This is a genomic window from Citrobacter koseri ATCC BAA-895, from assembly GCF_000018045.1.
GTDB lineage: Bacteria > Pseudomonadota > Gammaproteobacteria > Enterobacterales > Enterobacteriaceae > Citrobacter_B > Citrobacter_B koseri.
Genome location: NC_009792.1, coordinates 3,465,247 through 3,484,581 on the forward strand (window position 1 = coordinate 3,465,247; position 19,335 = coordinate 3,484,581).

Here is a 19,335-nt window from a genome sequence, read left to right on the forward strand (position 1 = left end):
TGAATGAAACCCGAACAAAAATGCTCGTTTTATGTATGGGAAGGGTTTTCCATATATATGTTCTGTGTCCATCCTTGATACGAAGAATAATCACCGAAACCCGCACAGCCGACATGATAATGAGAGTAAAACTCATTATCAATGTTATTTAGATTTTTCATTGTGTGAACAACGGTTACGGGATTTATGGCATTGACACGATTAGCTGTAACGTTACACTAAACCGTTGTAGTTTATACTCTGCTATCCAGATGGCGATACTGAATGAGCCGCCATTCACCGATTGCTGCAAAGGAGATGTATGGCAAACATTCGAGATGTCGCAAAGCATGCGGGCGTTTCCGTCAGCACGGTGTCCAATGTGCTTAACGGCCGCGCCGATCAAATGCGCCCGGAAACGCTGGCGCGCATTCAGCAAAGCATGCAAACGCTCAACTATTTCCCCAACCGGGTCGCCCAGCAACTCAAAACGGGGCAGGCAAAAATGATCGGGTTGCTGGTGCCATCCATCGTGAACCCCAGCTTTGCGGCACTGGCGCGTGAAGTGGATCTGGCCGCCAAAAAACACCTCTACCGTGTGCTGATCGGCAACACCTATCGCCAAATCGAAGAAGAAGAAGCGTTTCTGGAAGATATGTTTGCTCATGGCGTTCGCGGGATTATTGTGGCCGCCTGTGATATCGAAAAGCCGCATTTCGCCCGCGCGGCGGCGCAGGGCATGATAATGGTGAACTACGATGGCCGTATGCCTGCAAGCGTTGACTCTGGCGGTTTCGCGCTGGACAGCGTGTCGATGGATAACGTTGAGGCGGGCCGAATGGCGGCAGAGCATCTTATCGCGCGCGGGTGTCGCCGCCTCGCGTTTGCGACCGTCGCAGGGATGACCCCCAGCCGCGCGCATAAAATAGAAGGCTTTCTCAGCGCGGTACGCCAGCACAACATGTATCGTGAAGGGATGATCATCGAAGGAAAAGCGATGGCCGCCTACGGAGATACCGAAATGACCGAACTGGGCCGTTCTCTGGCGCAAACCCTCTGCCAGCAATCCCTTCGTCCTGACGGCATCGTCGCCATTAACGATGCGCTTGGCATTGGTTTGATGAGTGGTTTGCACGAAGCCCGCATCCGCGTACCGGAAGAGATCTCTCTCGTCGGTATCGACAATATTTCACTCTCTGGCCTGGTTTACCCCGGCCTGACCTCCATTATGCCGCCGCTCACGGAGATGGCGGACGTGATGGTTGAGCGCCTGATCGCCCGAATAGAGACTCCGGCAATCCCTCCCGACGAGTTTTTGTTTCCCCCTTCCCTGGTATGCCGACAATCGGTGCGGGAAGCGGAAAATATACGATGAGAATAACGCGAGAAGAACGTCGCGTTCTTCTCGTCTTCTCAGAGTAATGTCGGGCCGACGGTGAGGAGAATATTGGCAAAACGGCGGGTTTCGCCTGACGCAATCACCAGCAGCGTATCCGATGATTTCGCCAGCGCGTAAAACGCATTTCGCTCAACATGAGCAAGTTCCGTCATTTCTGAAAGCAGACCACGGTATTCACGCTCAATCGTGTTATCAAATTCAGCCGGGCTCGTCATTAACGTCGCTTTCTCTACGTTAATATAGCCAAGAATTTTCTCCAGAATCATCACGCTGCCAATTAAGCCGGGAGAAAAGTTAAGCCAGATAATACGTGCCTGCGGTGACGAGTTGGTCAGGAAAGAGTAATTCGCGTCCGCGATCAGAATATTGGCTTTATGACCGCACTGCGCCAATGCCTGTAATAAATCAGGATGAATAATATCTGACTTTATCATAAAGAGTCCCTTTTAACTCAGGCGGGTTTTACAACCCGCCCGCTTTTACGCCCGATAAATACCGCCATTAATATCAATCGTCGCACCGGAGACGAAACCATCATATTCAGAGGCGAGGAAACAGATCACCCGGGCGACATCTTCAGGCGTACCGGCGCGCCCCAAAGGAATAGCCTGAATCGTCTGGTCGGCAGAGGCCTGCGTCGTATGCTGATTATGAAAACGGGTGCCCAGAATCAATCCTGGGGCCACGGCGTTCACCCGAATGCCAGATTCGCCCAGTTCGGCGGCAAGTGAGCGCGTCCAGGTCAAGACGGCGCCTTTCGTGGTGGAATAAACCAGAGAGCCAGCATGGCCGCCGGAACGACCGGCTAATGACGCCAGATTCACAATGCTCGCCCCATCTGGCGAGGCTTTCAGCCAGGGTAACGCCTGCTGGGTGACATTGAGCATCGTGGTCATATTCACGTCAATAACGGTACGCCAGAACTGTGGTTCGATCTCGCCGAGCCATTTTCGGGCGATAATTCCACCGACGTTATTCACCAGAATATCAATGCCGCCAAGAAACGCCGCGCCCTGCGCAACGCACCGCGCGGCATCTTCCTCATTCGTTAAATCAGCATAACCGCAAGCCGCCCGGCCTCCCTTTTGCTCCGCAATGGCCATTAATTCTCGTGGGCCTTCTTCGCCGCTGAAATAATGAATATAGATATCACATCCGGCCTCAATTAATTTTCTGGCCGTTTCTTTACCAATACCCTGTTCCGCACCGGTAATAAAAACTTTTTTACCCACTAATGATCCCATTTCATACTCCACTTATTCAGATTTAAACATCGCCAGGCGATAACCTGTCGCGTTACTGCCATTTTCAGCGCGCGGACATCCCCGCCACTGAGCGTGGCGAATATCCGTAATGAATAATCAGTAGCCTGCCAGTCCAGGCAACCAGGTGGTTAATGGCGGCGCCATCGCCACAATGATGATGCCGACGAAAACAACCGCCAGATATTTCGCCATTGGCCGAATAACATGTTTCATCTCCACGCCGCAGATGGCGCAGGTGGTATACAGCCCTAATCCAATCGGCGGTGAAAATAAGCCAAAGCCCATCGCCAGAATCATGACAATACCGAAATGCAGCGGGTTAAATCCAAGCTGAATGGCGATTGGCACCAGGATAGGGGCGAAAATGATCAACGCTGGCGCACCTTCCAGAACCGCGCCAAAGATAATCAGAATCACAATGGTCAACAGCAGGAACAGCCAGGCGCCCTGCTCCATTCCAATCCCCACCAGCAGTTCAGCAATTTGCTGCGGAATCATCTGTATCGTCAGCGCATAAGAAAGGCTGGTCGCGCAGGCGACGATGAACAGCAGTACGCCGGACATGGCCGCGATATCAATAAACATTTTTACCGTCGCTTTCAGCGTCAGCTCGCGAAACGCCAGGCGACCGACAACGATGGCGTAAATCACCGCAAAGGCGGAGATTTCTGTCGAGGTGGCAATCCCCATCATCACCCCACGGCCAATCATAAAGATCATGACCAGCCCCACGGCGGCGCCAAGGTAGAGCTGCGCACGCGGGCGTAAAACCGGGTAAGCCTCGCTGACGTTAATTTTTCCGCCAAAACGGTTGGCCGCGATCATCAGCAGTACCAGCAGGCAGACGGCGGGAACCAGGCCGGCGATAAACAGCGCGCCGATGGAGATATTCGCCACAAACCCCATCACGATCAGGTTTACGCACGGAGGAATGGTCTCCGCCATCACCGCCGATGCGGCGAACACTCCTGCGGCCTCTTCGCTGTCCTGCTTAGCGCGACGCACCGCAGGCATCAAGACACCGCCCACCGCGGCGACATCCGCCAGTTTGGAACCGGAAATCCCGGAGAAGAAGGCCATCGACAGCACGGTCGTCATGTTTAACCCGCCGCGAAAGCGCCCCATCCCGCGCACAATCAGCTCAACCAGACGCGTTGACATCCCGTTGATTTCCATTGCCGCCCCGGCAAGTAAAAAGAACGGAATCGCCAGCAGAACGAAGTGATCCACCCCGGCGGCAACCTGCTGAGAGAAAAAGACAAACGGTAACGACGGATCGCAAATAAAGAACACCATTGCGGACATGCCCAGCGTAAACGCGATAGGCACACCGGCCAGGATACCCAGCGCAAAACAGATCAGCATCAGTCCCGCCGCCGCGCTGGCCGGATCGGCCATCAGCGAGAGTTTCAGATACCCCAGCGCCGCCAGCACCAGGATTCCGCCGCCGCTGAGCAGAACAACCCGCGCGCGTTCATGCAGCGCATGTTCCAGCGCGGCCACCATCATTACCACGGAACCGATCAACACCGGGATAACGTAAATCGTCTGCGGCAGGCCGGTCTCGGTCGTTTGTACCCGCGCGGCCTGCACCAGGTCATAGCTGGAAATCACCAGCCCCACCGACACCAGAAACAGCACCCAACGACTGGCGTGGATAACATAAGGGCGCACCTGCTCGGGCAAAAAACGCAGGAACAGATCGACGCCAATATGCCCGCCTCTGCCTGTGGACGTGGCCACGCCAAAAAAGACGAGGGCAATCATCAGCGCACGCGCCACCTCTTCCGCCCAGTGAATCGGTGAATGCAATGCGTAGCGCCAGATAACGGATGCGAATACCACCAGTACGTTGATAAACAGCACCAGTGCCCCGGCCCAGGATGTTAAGGTCGTTAAGCCTCTGCTCAGTCGGCCTAACAGCATCAGCAAAGCATTTTCATCCTTTGCTTTCATAGAGATATCTGCCATGTTGGACTCCTTTCATGGGCTTACCGGGTGATACCGCCGACCCACCCCAAAACCGGCTGAATCGGCGGCTCACGTATTACGACTTATCGCCTGGCGCCGCGGCGGTAATCTCATCAACAATCGGTTTCATATCAGGATATTGATCGAGGAATGCCTTCCAGACCGGCTGCACCTGCTGCGCAAAGTACGCGCGATCGGTCTCGCGGAATGTCACCCCTTTGGCTTCCAGGTTTTTAATCGCTTCCTGCTCTTTCTGGCTTGCCTGCTGGCGCTCGTACTCTGTGGCTTCCTGCGCCGCCGCAAGGACATCGGCCCGCAGCGCTTCTGGAATTTGCTCGAAGCTCTTCTTATTCATGGCGATCATCAGCGGGTTAAAGCTATGGCGGGTCAGGGTGCCATTCTTGATAATTTCATAATATTTGCTGGAGTAGATGGTCGGCGCATCATGTTCAACGCCATCGATAACGCCCATTTGCAGACTGGAATAGACCTCGCCGCCCGGCATCGGAATCGCCACCGCGCCCATATGATTCAGCGTGGCGATAAAGTTAGGCACCGGCAGAACGCGGATTTTCAGATTCTTTAAATCTTCAGGTTTTTCAATGGCCTTTTTGGTATACACATTACGCGCGCCTAAGTTATAGCCATAACCCAGCACCATAACGTTGGCTTTATTCAGCATTAACGCAGAAAGCTGCTCGCCCGCTTTTCCGTCCAGCGTTTTGCCAACCTGGTCGTAATCTTTAAACAGATAACCCAGATCCAGAACGCCGATTTCAGGCACCAGCGTGGCCCAAATCGAGGTGCCGGAGATCATCATATTGATTGCGCCAATGCGTACCTGCTGCGTGGCATCGGCCTCTTTTCCTAACATCCCGTTGGCGAAATAGTTGAGCTTAATTTGCCCTTTCAATTTTTCGTTTTTGTTCAGGTTCTCCTGAAAACGGGTAAACCAGATATAGTGCGCGGAGGAATCATCCCCGGGCAAAGAGGAGTAAACGCGAAAATTAAGCGCTGCCTGAGCAAAAGAAGTCACCACACTGCCCGCTATCAGCGCGGTACTTAAGCAAGCTAAAGCTAAAAAACGTCTGGTCGAACGAAGCTGTTTTATTTCCATCATGATTGTCCTTCCACATACCATTAGGGTAGCGATAACGCCGTCTGGCACCGCTAAATCGCCAGGAGAGTAAATGAGAAAAACTGCTGTATGTTTCTTCTGTAACGTTTTAGTGTAACGTTACAGAAACTATCCGCCTCCCTGTACAAAAGCAAGTCGCTTCCTTTCATCAGTGGGAGTGATATGTGAATTTTGTGGCGGACATCGCTAATTCGCGCAGGTGCGTTACATCGTTAAAACGACATCATTGCTGTTTAGTCACTGTTTAGCGCAGAAGGAAGCGACGGGAGAGAAAAAAGAGGAAAAGGGTTGGTGAATGGGGGGAGTCAGTCAACGCAGGAGTGCCGTCGTTATCTGGCGGCACTCCTTGACGCTTTACCGTTCAGAGATATAGCGGGCAACCGTCGCTTTCGCGCCGTTTTCCAGCAGCGACAGGTAAGCCTGCGTTACCTGCGCCACAAACAGCGGCTCATGCGGTAATTCGTTCCCGAAAATGGCCTCCACGCCCAGCAGCGCTTTTACCCGCGCCTCGCCTTCCGCGCTCTGCATCACCGCATTCTGCAAGACCGGCAACAGCGGATCGCTAACGTCAATACGGTTTCCCTGTTCATCCACCCCGCCGACGTAACGCATCCAGCCCGCAACGCCCAGCGCCAGCAGATCGAAACGATGGTGGTGAACCAGGTGCCAGCGAACGGAATCCAGCATGCGCTGCGGCAGTTTCTGGCTGCCGTCCATCGCAATCTGCCAGGTACGGTGACGCAGCCCCGTGTTGCTGTAGCGCGCAATCAGCATATCGGCATAGCGGGTAAGATCCACCCCCGTCACGTTCAGCGTCGGCGCCTGCTCTTCCAGCATCAGCGCCCTCGCGGCGCGTCGGAAGTGCTCATCTTCCATACACTCATTAATGTGCTGATAGCCGGAAAGATAACCCAGATAAGCGAGGAAAGAGTGGCTGCCATTAAGCATACGCAGCTTCATCTCTTCAAACGGCAGCACGTCAGCCACCAGTTCGGCTCCGGCCTTTTCCCATTCCGGGCGGCCTGCGACAAAGTTATCCTCGATAACCCACTGGCGGAATGGCTCGCAGGCCACGCCTGCCGGGTCGCGCACGCCGGTAAGCTGTTCAATCTTATCCAGCGTTTCCGCCGTCATCGCCGGGACGATACGATCCACCATCGTGGAGGGGAACGTCACGTTCTGCGCAATCCAGGCAGCCAGCCCGGCATCAACGGCTTGCGCATAGGCGCATATTACGTTGCGCATAACATGACCGTTTTCCGGCATATTGTCGCAGGACATCACGGTAAACGCCGGGAGACCCGCCGCTCTGCGGCGCGCCAGCGCGGCGACAATAACGCCCGGCGCTGATTTTGGCTGCTGAGGGTTTTGCAGATCGGCAACGATAGCCGGGTGATCGAGCATCAACTGGCCGGTAGCCGGAGAGTGGCAGTAGCCTTTTTCCGTGATCGTCAACGATACAATGGCAACCTGCGGCTCGCACATGGCAGCCAGCACCGTTTCCAGGCCATCCACCTGCGCATGCAGCGCGTTCTTCACTACGCCAACCACGCGGGCGGTCCAGGCATCGGCCGACATTTCCGCCACCGTATAGAGGCGATCCTGATTTTTCAGATCGGCGATCTGCTGCTCGCCGCCAATCAGGTTAACTTCGGTGTAGCCCCAGTCGCTGCCGTGTTCCGCAGCCAGAATATCCGCATAAACGGCCTGATGCGCACGATGAAACGCGCCGAATCCCAGGTGAACAATTCGCGGAACCAGCGCGTTGCGATCCCAGTTCGGAACGGTGGCTTTCGCGTGTAATAGCTTATTTTGCATCTTTCTACTCACTGTATAAAAAGAGGGATTGGCGGCAGCAGGCCTATTGCGCCCTTGCTGCCGCCAGGCTGTATCAGCTCAGTATGGAGGTGGGTTCAGCGGGCTTTACCCGTTCAGGCGCGCTTTGACACCAGAGCGAGTCATAGCTGTAACCCGTCAGGTCTTCCACAATATGGCGGGCTTCCGGCGTCACATCCTGTTTAAGACCGTCCGCTTTGAGGCGTTCAATTTCGTCCACGAAAATTTTGTGCGTGCGCTTATTCAGATGGAAGGTCAGCGCTTGCCACAGTGCAATGATCAGAAGCCCGGCCGTACCAACGAACAGCAGCATGGCAATGGTCGTGATCGCTTCCTGCGGCTGCGTCTGGCTGCCTTTCACGAAGCCGCCGCTTTGCAGAAGCAGGCCCACGGCAAAGGTCGCAATAGCTACCGTTGTCTTACGGGAGAACGTCATGACGGCGGCAAACAGCCCTTCACGGCGCTGGCGGGTGATCATTTCGTCAATGTCCGGGATGAACGGGAACACGTTCCACGGCGTGAACTCCAGAATGCAGCGCCCAACCTGGTAAACCCCGGCGAGAATCACCAACAATACGATTTTGTTGTCGGTCGGGAACTGGTAAACCAGGAAGAACCCGCCCAGGCACAGCATCATCAGGCTGTAGGAGAAGACATAGAGGCGAGAAGGGCCATATTTAATAATCGCCACGCCCGCCGCCAGCGTGACCGGCAAGCCGACGATACTCATCGACAGCAATGTTCCCGCCAGCGAGGATGAAACATTCAGGCAGTAGACGCAGAAAAAGACGAATACGGTGTTGTAGACATCCTTGGCGGTAAAGGAGAAGAGATAGATCGCCAGATGTTTACGGAACGCGCGCACTTTTAACGTTGAGGCATACTCTTTGAACAGGTTGCCAAACGCCGACAGTTTTTCGCCAGCAGTCATCGGCTGACGCTCTTTTTCCATTTCCGCCAGCATTTCCGGCGTCAGTTCACGTTCCCAGGTCACTTTCCAGGAGATAAACACACAGACCGTAAACAGCACGGCAAATACAACGCCGTTGATCAGATATGCATCCGCGTTGTTTTCACCCAGCCAGCCGATCAGCAGGCCCGGAATAAAGGTGGCAAGGAACGTCCCGGATGCCGACAGGAACATGCGGCACGTTGACAGTTTGGTACGGTCATTGAAGTCTTTGGTCATCTCAGACGGCAGCGTTTCCCACGGGATCAGCACCATAGCGGCGATAATCTCAAAGGCCAGGTACACAGCGAGATAGAACCAGAAGTTCATGCCGTTCATCCATAACAGGATGTAAACCAGCATGAGTGGCGCGCCAATGAGCAGGAAGAAACGGCGGCGGCCAAATTTCTTGCCCAAATAATGCTTATAGAAATGGTCCGTGAAGCTGCCCATAAACAGGCTCACGATCGCATCGACAATACGCGCGATCGCCACAATAGACGCCGCTTCAATCGGCGACAGACCAACAAAGGTGGTATAGAAGAAAAGCAGCCAGGCACCGATAACGGTAAATGCGCCGCCCCCCATGATATCCGTCAGGCCGTAGCCGATACTGACGGGAATGGTGACTTTTCTGTTCTTACGGGTCATCGTTTATTCCTGCATCAGTCTTATCGAAAACGGAAATAGCGGCGGGCGTTATCCACGCAGATGCCACGAATCATGTTATTGAGGATCGCATCGTCCTCCGGCACTTCCCCTCTTTCGACCCACCCGCCAATCAAATCACAGAGGATTCGGCGGAAATAATCGTGTCGGGTATAGGAGACAAAGCTACGGGAATCCGTCAGCATACCAATAAAGTTAGAGAGTAATCCCTGATCGGCAAGCGCATTGAGCTGATTCACCATGCCGCGTCGCGTATCGTTAAACCACCAGCCGGAGCCAAATTGCAGCGGGGATTTCACGCCATCTTCACCGCTCTGGAAATTAGCGATGGTGGAGGCAACCACATCGTTATAGCTGGCGTTGAGGTTGTAGAGGATCGTTTTCGGCAGACCGTTGTTTTCCGCCATTGCGTTCAGCAGACCATTCAGGCTTTCCGCAAGGTGCGTCTGATCGCCAATGGAATCAAAGCCACAGTTAATGCCGATTTTTTCGAACATTGGCGTGTTGTTGTTGCGAATCGCGCCAAAGTGAATCTGCATTGCCCAGTCGCGCTGTTTGTACATTTTGGCTAAGGCGACAAAAATAAGGCTATCCCAGGCCTGAAGTTCATCTTCACTCAGCACATCACCTGCCAGTCGGCGCTGGAACAGCGCGGCCTGCCCGGCAGCATCAAGCGGGCGAAAACGAACGGCCAGCGGCCCATGATCCGACACCCGGCAACCCGTGCTGTGGAAAAAATCGACGCGCGCTTCAAGCGCCGCGAGAAACTCATTCAGAGTGGTAATGGTTTTTCCGGTTTTCTGCGACAGGCGGGAAACAAACGTCAGGAAACGATCGGGATGCGTTTCAAACAGTTCATCGGGACGGAAGGTCGGCAGCACGAGCGTTGAAAAATCACGCTTTTCCGCCAGTCGCTGATGATATTCCAGATCGTCAAGCGGCCCATCGGTTGTGCAAAGCGCTTCAACATTTGAACGGGTAATTAACGCCTGCGGTAAAAAATCATCGCGACGTAATTGTTCATTACACTGCGCCATAATCGTGCGCCAGTTCTTACTGTTTAGCGTTTCCTCAATCGCGAAATAATATTTCAGTTCAAGATGAGTCCAGTGATACAGCGGATTACCAAAACTGGCCTCAACGGTTTGCGCCCACGCTTCAAATTTTTCCTCTGAAGAGGCATCGCCGGTAATTTTCCGCTCGGGTATGCCATTGGCGCGCATCGCCCGCCATTTATAATGGTCCCCTTCCAGCCAAAGCTGGGTAATATCGGCAAAAGGTTTGTTTTCCCAAATCGCTTTCGCTTCAAGATGGCAGTGATAGTCAATAATAGGTAACGTCTTAGCCAGCTCAGAATACAACCGCTGACCCGGTTCGTTACTTATCATAAAACTTTTATTTATCATGGACATAATTACTCCGCACAAGGGGATGGCTTTTGCTAAAACGTCCCCAGGTTGAGGCTAAAATCGGTGTATGACAGGTACTTAATAGCCCCGACATTACCCCTCCCGCCCATTTAAAGTCTACTACCATACAAGTGTAATTAAGAAATTTGTGACTTAAATCATGTTATGCAACTTTCAATAAAAAAATCACTTTCAGTCATAATGGCGTGTATTAATCCCTGTGCGATAGCGGCTATTTTCACGATAAACGACAAATAAGAACAAACTGATCATTATATTTTACAAAATTAAAACACTTACCGGAAATAAGCTTTCCAGTAAAAGCTTCCCCTTAACGGAAATGTATATTCCTGGCGGCATTTAATCTTTTTTCTACGGTAAGGTTGATCAAATTGTCATTACTGAATATGCTAGTCAATACTAGTATGGTATGAAATCAAATATACGAAATACGCAATAAGATAAGAAAGGCGGACAAAGAATGCAGATGACAATGCGCTGGTTTGGGCCACAGGAAGACAAAATCCCGTTGGAATACATTCGCCAGGTGCCGGGTGTAGAAGGCGTCGTCGGGGCGCTCTATGATGTCGCCCCTGGAGAAGTGTGGCCGGTTGAAAAAATTAAGGCGCTGGTTGAGCAGGCGCACGCTGCGGGCCTGAAGATGGAAGTCATCGAAAGCGTCAATATCCACGATGACATCAAAATCGGCACCCCGGAACGCGATCGCTATATTGAGAATTACAAGCAGACGATCCGCAACCTGGCGGGCTTTGGCATAAAGGTCATCTGTTATAACTTCATGCCGGTCTTCGACTGGATGAAAACGGACATGAACTACGTCCTGCCGGACGGTTCTCTGACGATGGCCTTTGAAAAACATGGCATTGATAAGACGCTGGAAGAGGTCGTAAAAGAGGTTCTGGATAACTCCAACGGTTTCGCATTACCGGGATGGGAACCTGAGCGCCTGGCTAAAGTGCAGGAATTATTCGCGCGCTACAGTGGGGTGGATGACGACAAGCTGCGGGAAAACCTGTTTTATTTCCTCCGGGAGATTATTCCCGTGTGCGAAGAAGTGGGCGTGAAAATGGCCATTCACCCGGACGATCCGCCGTATTCTATTTTCGGCCTTCCGCGCGTGGTCAAAAACCACGCCGACCTGGCGATGATTTGCGATGCCGTTGACTCTCCGGCGAATGGCATCACCCTCTGTACCGGTTCGATCGCGGAAGATCCAGAAAATAACGTCTATGAAATCCTGGCTGAATTCACGCGTCGCAAGCGCCTCCATTTTGCGCACGTACGCAACATTAAGCTGATCAAAGATAAAGACTTCTACGAGTCGGCCCACCCTTCGCAGTACGGTTCGCTGGACATGTACCGCGTAATGCAGGCGCTCCACGATAACGGCTTTGATGGCTACATCCGCCCGGATCACGGTCGCTTTATCTGGGGAGAAACGGGACGCCCAGGCTATGGTCTATACGACCGCGCACTCGGCGTCACTTACCTGTCAGGTCTCTGGGAAGCGCTGGAGAAAAAATAAAGTCCGTTGTGAATCACGATGTAACGAGATAAAAAACCCGCCATTTTGCGGGTTTTTACTTGCCGTACCCCTCAATATCACCGCTTTTCTCACCAAAGTTGATCCAGACGCTATTTTACGAAAAAACGCTTGATGCAAAAATTGATCTTGATGATAATCATTCTTGTTATCATGTTTATTATCATTTTCATAACGGATGCGCCCGCTATGCATAACACTATGGCTGCAATAATAAAAAACAACGCTCCGCTTTCTCCTTCAGGCACCAAACGCCAGATAGACAGCAAAGTATTGCTCGGCGAAGAAGGCTGGGTACTGATTGAGCATAAGGGTGAACATTATCTGCTCCGCCAGACGCAATCCGGGAAACTGATCCTGACTAAATAAATAACCAATTTCGCCAGCCACCCAGGTCTCCCCCCAGGCAGCCAGCACTTTTCAATTTCCTTATGGAGAGTTGTTATGTTACGCCTGCAATCTGCCTCTTTGCGCCCATCTCTGCTGGCGCTGGCAATCGTTAGCACCCTGCCAGGAGCGGCTTACGCGACCACAGACGATATCACCGTCACTGCGACCGGTAATGCGCGCAGCACCTTTGAAGCCCCCATGATGGTGAGCGTTATCGATACGTCCGATCCCGAAAACCAGACCGCCAGCTCGGCAGCCGATCTGCTGCGTCCTGTTCCAGGGATCACCCTGAGCGGAAGCGGGCGAACCAACGGCCAGGATATCAGTATGCGTGGCTATGATCGTCGCGGCGTACTGATTCTGGTGGACGGCGTTCGTCAGGGAACCGATACCGGGCACCTCAACAGCACCTTCCTCGATCCGGCGTTGATCAAACGTATTGAGATCGTTCGCGGCCCTTCCGCACTGCTGTACGGCAGCGGCGCGCTGGGCGGCGTGATCTCTTATGAAACCGCCGATGCGAAAGATCTGCTTCAGGAAGGCCAGAACAGCGGTTTCCGCGTCTTTGGCACTGGCGGCACCGGCGATCACAGTCTGGGAATGGGCGCCAGCGCCTTTGGCCGAACCGATAACCTTGATGGACTGGTGGCATGGTCCAGCCGCGATCGTGGCGACCTGCGTCAGGGCGACGGCTCCACGGCGCCAAATGATGAATCGATCAATAACATGCTGGCAAAAGGCACCTGGTATATTAACGATGCGCAGGCGCTGAGTGGGTCATTACGTTACTACAACAACGACGCGCAAGAGCCGAAGAACCCGCAAACAATTGATGCCTCCACCAGCAACCCTCTTGTGGATCGCTCGACCATCCAGCGCGACATGCAGCTCTCTTACAGGATCGCGCCGCAGGGCAACGACTGGCTGAATGCCGATGCTAAAGTGTACTGGTCTGAAGCGCGCATCAACGCCCAGAACGTCGATAACACGGGCGAATTTCGCAAACAAACCACCAAAGGCGGAAAAGTTGAAAACCGCACGCGTCTCTTCAGCGACGCTTTCGCCTCTCACCTGCTGACGTATGGCGGAGAGTATTACCGTCAGGAGCAAAAACCCGGCGGCGTAACAACCGGCTTCCCGGAAGCAAAAATCGACTTCAGCTCCGGCTGGTTGCAGGATGAAATCACCCTTCGCGACCTGCCCGTCACCCTACTGGGCGGCACGCGTTACGACAACTACCGCGGCAGCAGCGACGGCTATGACGATGTTGATGCCGATAAATGGTCATCCCGCGCCGGGTTAACCGTCAGCCCGACGGACTGGCTGATGCTGTTTGGCTCTTACGCCCAGGCATTCCGCGCGCCGACAATGGGTGAAATGTATAACGATGCAAAACACTTCTCCATTGGCAGCTTCTACACTAACTACTGGGTGCCAAACCCTAACCTGCGCCCGGAAACCAACGAAACGCAGGAGTACGGTTTTGGTCTGCGTTTCGACAATCTGATGCTGTCCAACGATGCGCTGGAGTTCAAAGCCAGCTACTTTGATACCAAAGCAAAAGATTACATCTCCACGACCGTCGATTTCGCCGCCGCGACCACCATGTCTTACAACGTCCCGAACGCCAAAATCTGGGGCTGGGATGTGATGACGAAATATACCGCTGATCTGTTCAGCCTCGACGTGGCCTACAACCGCACCCGTGGGAAAGACAAGGATACCGGAGAATATATCTCCAGCATTAACCCGGATACCGTCACCAGCAAGCTGAATATTCCCGTCGCGCAGAGCGGCTTCTCCGTTGGCTGGGTAGGAACGTTTGCCGATCGCTCAACGCATATCAGCAGCGAATACAGCAAACAGCCGGGTTATGCCGTCAACGACTTTTACGTTAGCTACCAGGGACAGCAGGCGCTGAAAGGCATGACCACCACGCTGGTGTTGGGTAACGCCTTCGATAAAGAGTACTGGTCGCCGCAGGGCATCCCGCAGGACGGGCGCAACGGCAAGATTTTCGTGAGCTATCAATGGTAATCACCCGCCCCGGTTCGCCGGGGCAAACACTGGAAGGAAGAGACAATGAACCACTACACACGCTGGCTTGAGCTAAAAGAACAACATCCTGGTAAGTACGCGCGTGACATCGCTGGTTTACTGGGGATCAGCGAGGCGGAGCTGACGTTTGCCCGCGTCGGTCATGACGCATGGCGGCTGCGCGGCGACACGCGTGAAATTTTCGCGGCGCTGGAATCCGTTGGCGAAACAAAATGCATCTGCCGCAACGAGTATGCGGTACACGAGCAGGTCGGCGCATTCACCAATCAACACCTGAGCGGTCACGCCGGGCTGGTACTGAACCCACGCGCGCTCGATCTGCGCTTATTTTTAAATCAATGGGCCAGCGTGTTCCACATTAAAGAAGCGACCGCCCGCGGCGAGCGCCAGAGCATTCAATTCTTTGATCATCAGGGCGATGCGCTCCTGAAGGTGTATGCCACAGACAACACCGATACCGCCGCCTGGGACGAGCTTCTGCAACATTTTATCGTGACCGAGAATGCGCCGCTGGCGCTGAAAGCGGCTGAAACCCCTGTTAACGAAACGGCTGCCGATGCCGTGACCGTTGACAGAGAGTGGCGCGCGATGACCGACGTTCACCAGTTCTTCACGCTGCTCAAGCGCCACAACCTGACCCGCCAGCAGGCTTTTGAACGGGTCGCTGACGATCTGGCCTGCAAGGTGCCGAACGGCGCGCTGGCGCAGCTCCTCGACGCCGCCCTTAAAGACGGCAATGAAATCATGGTGTTCGTCGGCAACAGAGGCTGCGTGCAAATTTTCACCGGCGTGGTCGAAAAAGTCGTGCCGATGAAAGGCTGGCTGAATATTTTCAACCCGACGTTTACGCTGCACCTGCTGGAAGAGACGATTGCCGAGACCTGGATAACCCGCAAACCTACCGCAGACGGCCACGTCACCAGTCTGGAACTCTTTGCGCATGACGGCACGCAAATCGCTCAGCTTTACGGTCAGCGTACGGAAGGCGAACCAGAACAGACACAGTGGCGCAAACAGATTGAGGCGCTGATGCCAAAAGGGCTGGCGGCATGAAAAAACTGCTTGCCCTGATTGCCGCCCTGCCGCTGACGGTTCTTGCCGCGAAACAGGATAAGATCGTCGCGCTCGGCGGAGATGTCACCGAGATCGTGTACGCACTCGGCGCACAGTCTTCGCTGGTCGCCCGCGACAGCACCAGCCAGTGGCCGCCGGAGGCCACTGCCCTGCCGGATGTGGGGTATCTGCGCCAGCTAAATGCCGAAGGTATCCTCGCCACGCGTCCCGATCTTGTGCTGGCAAGCAGCCAGGCTCAGCCCTCGCTGGTACTCAAACAGGTCGAGCAAAGTCATGTTCGGGTCATTACCGTACCGAGCCGCAACGACCTGCGCGTCATTGACGAGAAAGTGCAGGTCATCGCCAACGCCACCGACCGGGTGGCTGAAGGCGAGGCGCTGCGCCAGACGCTGAATAAAGAGATCTCCGCGCTGCCGACCACGCCGCTCAATAAGCGGGTGCTGTTTATTCTTAACCACGGCGGAATGAGCGCGATGGCCGCCGGACAGCAAACGGGAGCGGATGCCGCCATTCGCGCGGCAGGGCTACAAAATGCGATGCAGGGCGTCTCCCGCTATCAGCCGCTCTCACAGGAAGGCGTGATCGCCAGCCAGCCCGATCTGGTGGTGATTCCCCAGGAGGGATTAACGGCGATGGGCGGCGAAGAGAATCTCTGGAAGTTACCTGGACTGGCGCAGACCCCTGCCGGGCGCAATAAGCAGGTGTTCGCGGTCGATGATATGGCGCTGCTCGGTTTTAGCGTGCGTACGCCTCAGGCGATTCAGCAGCTACGCGCGAAAGCGGAGTCATTGCCCTGATGCCACGGCGGATCACGCTTTCTCTGTATACGCTGGCGCTGATGCTGGCAGTGGTGACGGTCGTGGCAAGCGGTTTTGGCGCATTACGCCTGCCGCTCAGCCTGCTCTGGCATGACGGCGACGACGCGTTACGCCAGATCTGGTTCAACATTCGTCTGCCCCGGGTTCTGCTCGCGCTGGTGATTGGCGGCTCGCTGGCGCTGTCCGGGTGCGTGATGCAGGGGCTCTTTCGCAACCCCCTCGCCGATCCGGGACTGCTCGGCATCAGCAGCGGCGCGGCGTTAGCCGTTGCGCTGTGGGTCGTCCTTCCGCTCACGCTGCCTCCCCTGATTATGCTGTATGCGCCGATGCTGGCGGCATTCATTGGCGCGCTCATCGCAACGGTCGTTATTTTCCTGCTCAGCCGACAGCGGGACAGTTCGCTCTCCCGGCTGCTGCTGGTCGGCATCGCCATTAATGCGCTATGCGGCGCGGCGGTGGGCGTGTTGTCGTGGATCAGCAATGACACGCAGCTACGCCAGCTCTCGCTATGGGGAATGGGTAGCCTTGGCCAGGCGCAGTGGTCAACGCTGCTGGCGGTCGCCTCTTTGATGATCCCAACGGTATTTCTCATCTGGCGTCTTGCTGGCGCGCTTAACCTGCTGCAACTGGGAGAGGAAGAGGCGCATTACCTGGGCGTCGATGTTCGGGTTGTTCAGCGAATCCTGCTGATCTGTAGCGCGTTGCTGGTGGCGGCGGCTGTCGCCGTCAGCGGCGTGATCGGTTTTATCGGTCTGGTCGTGCCGCATCTGATACGGATGTGGCTAGGGGCGGACCATCGTGCGGTGATCCCCGGCTCCGTGCTGGCGGGCGCCTTTCTGCTGCTGATTGCCGATACCATCGCCCGAACGCTGGTTGCCCCGGCTGAAATGCCGGTCGGGCTGCTGACCAGTATTCTGGGCGCGCCGTGGTTCCTGTGGCTTATTTTCCGCCGGGGAGGTCAGTATGGCTGAACGTTTTCTCGCTGACAGCGTCAGCTACGCCGCTGCGGGCAGAACAATTATTCGCGATATCTCGCTCTCCCTGACCCAGGGAGAACTGCTGGCATTAATTGGCCCCAACGGTGCCGGGAAATCGACGCTGTTAAGGCTGCTCACCGGTTATCTCACTCCGGCAGACGGGCGTTGCCTGCTGGCTGGCAAACCGCTTGAGCAATGGCCTGCGCAGACGCTGTCCCGCTACCGCGCGGTCATGCTTCAGCAAACGCGAATGGGGTTCGACTGGCCCGTTGAGGCCGTAATCGGCATGGGGCGAATGCCCTGGACGCAGCAGCCCGAACCGGCGGTGATTCATCAGGTGATGCAGCTTACGGAATGTTTGCCGCTGGCGGGAAGACACTACGCTTCCTTGTCCGGCGGCGAACAGCAGCGCGTACAGCTGGCGCGCGCGCTGGCGCAGCTATGGTGCGACGGCTCCCCACGCGGCTGGCTTTTTCTTGATGAGCCCACCTCCGCGCTGGATCTGTTCCATCAGCAGCATTTACTGCGGTTGCTGAAAACGCTGACCCGTAAGGGCCATCTGCATGTTTGCATCGTGCTGCACGATCTCAACCTGGCGGCCCTGTGGGCGGATCGAATCGTGCTGCTGCATGGCGGCAACATCGTTGCCGAAGGCGCACCCGCCGAGGTTCTGCAAGCCGGTACGCTAACCCGCTGGTACGGCGCGGAAGTCCACGTCGGAACACACCCGACAAGCGGCGGGCCGCAGATCTTCCTCGTGCCTTAACCGGAAAATGCCGGATAGCGGCTTCGCCTTATCCGGCAGACAATTCTGCGGAGAATCGCTTTCCTCAGGCTATACTTTCCGCAAAACTCATTACCAGGCGGAATCATGATCGCACCAAAACAGCTTCCCTCCCTGCGTTTACCGCTGGCAGGACTCCTGATGTTGACGCTGCTGTGGGCAGGTTTCACCGTGCACAGCCATTGGGAAGCGTTTATCCAGTGGTGTCTCGCCGCCCAGATCACCCTGCACCGCTATCTGGTCATGTATTTGCTGCAACTCAATAACCACCAGTACACCGGCGGGCTATGGCTGCTGACCGGCGCGTTCTTCTATGGCGTACTGCATGCGATTGGGCCGGGGCATGGGAAATTTATCGTCACCACCTGGCTGAGCACGACGAAAGAGAGCCTGCTTGCCGCGCGGGTCGTGCCCTTTATTGGCAGCCTGATGCAGGGCGTCAGCGCCATACTGTTCGTGTTTATTCTGGCGGTCGGCTTCAACCTGGCCGCCGGCGATCTCAGCACCAGCCGCTGGTACGTCGAGAAAATCAGCGCCGTCCTGATTGGCGCGTTCGGGCTATTTATCATCTACCAGGCGTTAAAAACCCTGCGTCCAAAGCCCATTTTCTCGCGTTTCTCTCTGCCGCACAGCCACGACGAACACTGTGGCTGCGGGCATCACGGCGTGGGCGCAGAACTCACCGACGGCAACTGGAAAACACGCCTCGGCGTGATTCTGGCGACAGGCGCCCGCCCCTGTAGCGGGGCAATCATGATTTTACTGTTCTCCAACGCGCTCGGCATTGTCAGTTGGGGGATTGCCGCCGTCATGACCATGTCCTTCGGCACGGCGCTGTCGATTATGGGGCTGTCGCTGGCGGTACGTTACGCACGCAACCAGACCCAGGCGCTGTTTGCCGGGAACCATGCCCCCCTGCGCTGGCTGGGGCCGGTTATCCGTATCATCGGCGGGCTGGCGCTGGTGCTGTTTGCCCTCATTCTGTTTCTGACGGTGATCCCCATCAGTGCGAACGGTGATTATATTGCGGCGGGGTGTTAACCTGTTTGCCGGGC

The 19,335-nt window shown here is 55.1% G+C and carries 16 protein-coding genes; 9 read left to right on the plus strand and 7 right to left on the minus strand.

Annotated elements, in window-relative coordinates; translation table 11 throughout:
- Positions 1-301 precede the first annotated feature (301 nt).
- Positions 302-1,354, plus strand: coding sequence for a LacI family DNA-binding transcriptional regulator (locus tag CKO_RS15945; RefSeq protein WP_012134500.1), 1,053 nt, complete (start codon positions 302-304; stop codon positions 1,352-1,354).
- A gap of 38 nt (positions 1,355-1,392) precedes the next feature.
- Here the strand turns inward: CKO_RS15945 and CKO_RS15950 are convergent, their stop codons facing one another.
- From CKO_RS15950 to uxaC, 7 genes are all read right to left on the minus strand, one after another.
- Positions 1,393-1,812 (minus strand): RbsD/FucU family protein, encoded by a 420-nt coding sequence (locus tag CKO_RS15950; RefSeq protein WP_012134501.1) that lies wholly within the window; start codon positions 1,810-1,812, stop codon positions 1,393-1,395.
- Between the two features lie 45 nt (positions 1,813-1,857).
- Entirely contained in the window at positions 1,858-2,622 is a 765-nt protein-coding gene (locus CKO_RS15955) for an SDR family NAD(P)-dependent oxidoreductase (RefSeq protein WP_012134502.1), read from the minus strand.
- Between the two features lie 117 nt (positions 2,623-2,739).
- On the minus strand, positions 2,740-4,614 hold the full coding sequence (locus tag CKO_RS15960) for a TRAP transporter large permease (RefSeq protein WP_012134503.1): 1,875 nt from the start codon (positions 4,612-4,614) through the stop codon (positions 2,740-2,742).
- A gap of 76 nt (positions 4,615-4,690) precedes the next feature.
- Positions 4,691-5,734, minus strand: coding sequence for a TRAP transporter substrate-binding protein (locus tag CKO_RS15965; RefSeq protein ID WP_012134504.1), 1,044 nt, complete (start codon positions 5,732-5,734; stop codon positions 4,691-4,693).
- 372 nt (positions 5,735-6,106) lie between these two features.
- Positions 6,107-7,570 (minus strand): mannitol dehydrogenase family protein, encoded by a 1,464-nt coding sequence (locus CKO_RS15970; protein WP_012134505.1) that lies wholly within the window; start codon positions 7,568-7,570, stop codon positions 6,107-6,109.
- 73 nt (positions 7,571-7,643) lie between these two features.
- Positions 7,644-9,188, minus strand: coding sequence for an MFS transporter (locus CKO_RS15975; RefSeq protein ID WP_012134506.1), 1,545 nt, complete (start codon positions 9,186-9,188; stop codon positions 7,644-7,646).
- 20 nt (positions 9,189-9,208) lie between these two features.
- Positions 9,209-10,618: a glucuronate isomerase gene (gene uxaC / locus CKO_RS15980; protein WP_012134507.1), complete on the minus strand. Its 1,410-nt coding sequence runs from the start codon at positions 10,616-10,618 to the stop codon at positions 9,209-9,211.
- Positions 10,619-11,096: 478 nt separating this feature from the next.
- Here uxaC and uxuA point away from each other — a divergent pair, with 478 nt between their 5' ends.
- The 8 genes from uxuA to CKO_RS16020 all read left to right on the plus strand — a co-directional run bounded on the left by uxuA (position 11,097) and on the right by CKO_RS16020 (position 19,321).
- Positions 11,097-12,161, plus strand: coding sequence for a mannonate dehydratase (gene uxuA / locus CKO_RS15985; RefSeq protein WP_012134508.1), 1,065 nt, complete (start codon positions 11,097-11,099; stop codon positions 12,159-12,161).
- 150 nt (positions 12,162-12,311) lie between these two features.
- Positions 12,312-12,548: a hemin uptake protein HemP gene (gene hemP / locus CKO_RS15990; protein WP_077956852.1), complete on the plus strand. Its 237-nt coding sequence runs from the start codon at positions 12,312-12,314 to the stop codon at positions 12,546-12,548.
- A 75-nt stretch (positions 12,549-12,623) separates the two neighbouring features.
- On the plus strand, positions 12,624-14,606 hold the full coding sequence (locus CKO_RS15995; protein WP_012134511.1) for a TonB-dependent hemoglobin/transferrin/lactoferrin family receptor: 1,983 nt from the start codon (positions 12,624-12,626) through the stop codon (positions 14,604-14,606).
- A gap of 45 nt (positions 14,607-14,651) precedes the next feature.
- Positions 14,652-15,680, plus strand: coding sequence for a hematinate-forming heme oxygenase ChuS (chuS, locus tag CKO_RS16000; RefSeq protein ID WP_012134512.1), 1,029 nt, complete (start codon positions 14,652-14,654; stop codon positions 15,678-15,680).
- Positions 15,677-16,498 carry a heme/hemin ABC transporter substrate-binding protein gene (locus CKO_RS16005; protein WP_012134513.1) on the plus strand — a complete coding sequence of 274 codons (822 nt, stop codon included), beginning with the start codon at positions 15,677-15,679 and terminating at the stop codon, positions 16,496-16,498. Before chuS ends, CKO_RS16005 begins: the two co-directional genes overlap by 4 nt.
- Positions 16,498-17,490, plus strand: coding sequence for a FecCD family ABC transporter permease (locus CKO_RS16010; RefSeq protein WP_012134514.1), 993 nt, complete (start codon positions 16,498-16,500; stop codon positions 17,488-17,490). Before CKO_RS16005 ends, CKO_RS16010 begins: the two co-directional genes overlap by 1 nt.
- On the plus strand, positions 17,483-18,262 hold the full coding sequence (locus CKO_RS16015) for a heme ABC transporter ATP-binding protein (RefSeq protein ID WP_012134515.1): 780 nt from the start codon (positions 17,483-17,485) through the stop codon (positions 18,260-18,262). Before CKO_RS16010 ends, CKO_RS16015 begins: the two co-directional genes overlap by 8 nt.
- A 105-nt stretch (positions 18,263-18,367) precedes the next feature.
- The gene (locus tag CKO_RS16020) at positions 18,368-19,321 is read left to right on the plus strand and encodes a nickel/cobalt transporter (RefSeq protein ID WP_012134516.1); all 954 of its coding nucleotides are present in this window, start codon (positions 18,368-18,370) and stop codon (positions 19,319-19,321) included.
- Positions 19,322-19,335: the final 14 nt, after the last annotated feature.

Excerpts from the sequence above, each read along its gene's own strand:
- CKO_RS15945 (WP_012134500.1), top strand. The coding sequence starts at position 302 with ATGGCAAACATTCGAGATGTCGCAAAGCATGCGGGCGTTTCCGTCAGC.
- CKO_RS15950 (WP_012134501.1), bottom strand. The coding sequence starts at position 1,812 with ATGATAAAGTCAGATATTATTCATCCTGATTTATTACAGGCATTGGCG.
- CKO_RS15955 (WP_012134502.1), bottom strand. The coding sequence starts at position 2,622 with ATGGGATCATTAGTGGGTAAAAAAGTTTTTATTACCGGTGCGGAACAG.
- CKO_RS15960 (WP_012134503.1), bottom strand. The coding sequence starts at position 4,614 with ATGGCAGATATCTCTATGAAAGCAAAGGATGAAAATGCTTTGCTGATG.
- CKO_RS15965 (WP_012134504.1), bottom strand. The coding sequence starts at position 5,734 with ATGATGGAAATAAAACAGCTTCGTTCGACCAGACGTTTTTTAGCTTTA.
- CKO_RS15970 (WP_012134505.1), bottom strand. The coding sequence starts at position 7,570 with ATGCAAAATAAGCTATTACACGCGAAAGCCACCGTTCCGAACTGGGAT.
- CKO_RS15975 (WP_012134506.1), bottom strand. The coding sequence starts at position 9,188 with ATGACCCGTAAGAACAGAAAAGTCACCATTCCCGTCAGTATCGGCTAC.
- uxaC (WP_012134507.1), bottom strand. The coding sequence starts at position 10,618 with ATGTCCATGATAAATAAAAGTTTTATGATAAGTAACGAACCGGGTCAG.
- uxuA (WP_012134508.1), top strand. The coding sequence starts at position 11,097 with ATGCAGATGACAATGCGCTGGTTTGGGCCACAGGAAGACAAAATCCCG.
- hemP (WP_077956852.1), top strand. The coding sequence starts at position 12,312 with ATGATAATCATTCTTGTTATCATGTTTATTATCATTTTCATAACGGAT.
- CKO_RS15995 (WP_012134511.1), top strand. The coding sequence starts at position 12,624 with ATGTTACGCCTGCAATCTGCCTCTTTGCGCCCATCTCTGCTGGCGCTG.
- chuS (WP_012134512.1), top strand. The coding sequence starts at position 14,652 with ATGAACCACTACACACGCTGGCTTGAGCTAAAAGAACAACATCCTGGT.
- CKO_RS16005 (WP_012134513.1), top strand. The coding sequence starts at position 15,677 with ATGAAAAAACTGCTTGCCCTGATTGCCGCCCTGCCGCTGACGGTTCTT.
- CKO_RS16010 (WP_012134514.1), top strand. The coding sequence starts at position 16,498 with ATGCCACGGCGGATCACGCTTTCTCTGTATACGCTGGCGCTGATGCTG.
- CKO_RS16015 (WP_012134515.1), top strand. The coding sequence starts at position 17,483 with ATGGCTGAACGTTTTCTCGCTGACAGCGTCAGCTACGCCGCTGCGGGC.
- CKO_RS16020 (WP_012134516.1), top strand. The coding sequence starts at position 18,368 with ATGATCGCACCAAAACAGCTTCCCTCCCTGCGTTTACCGCTGGCAGGA.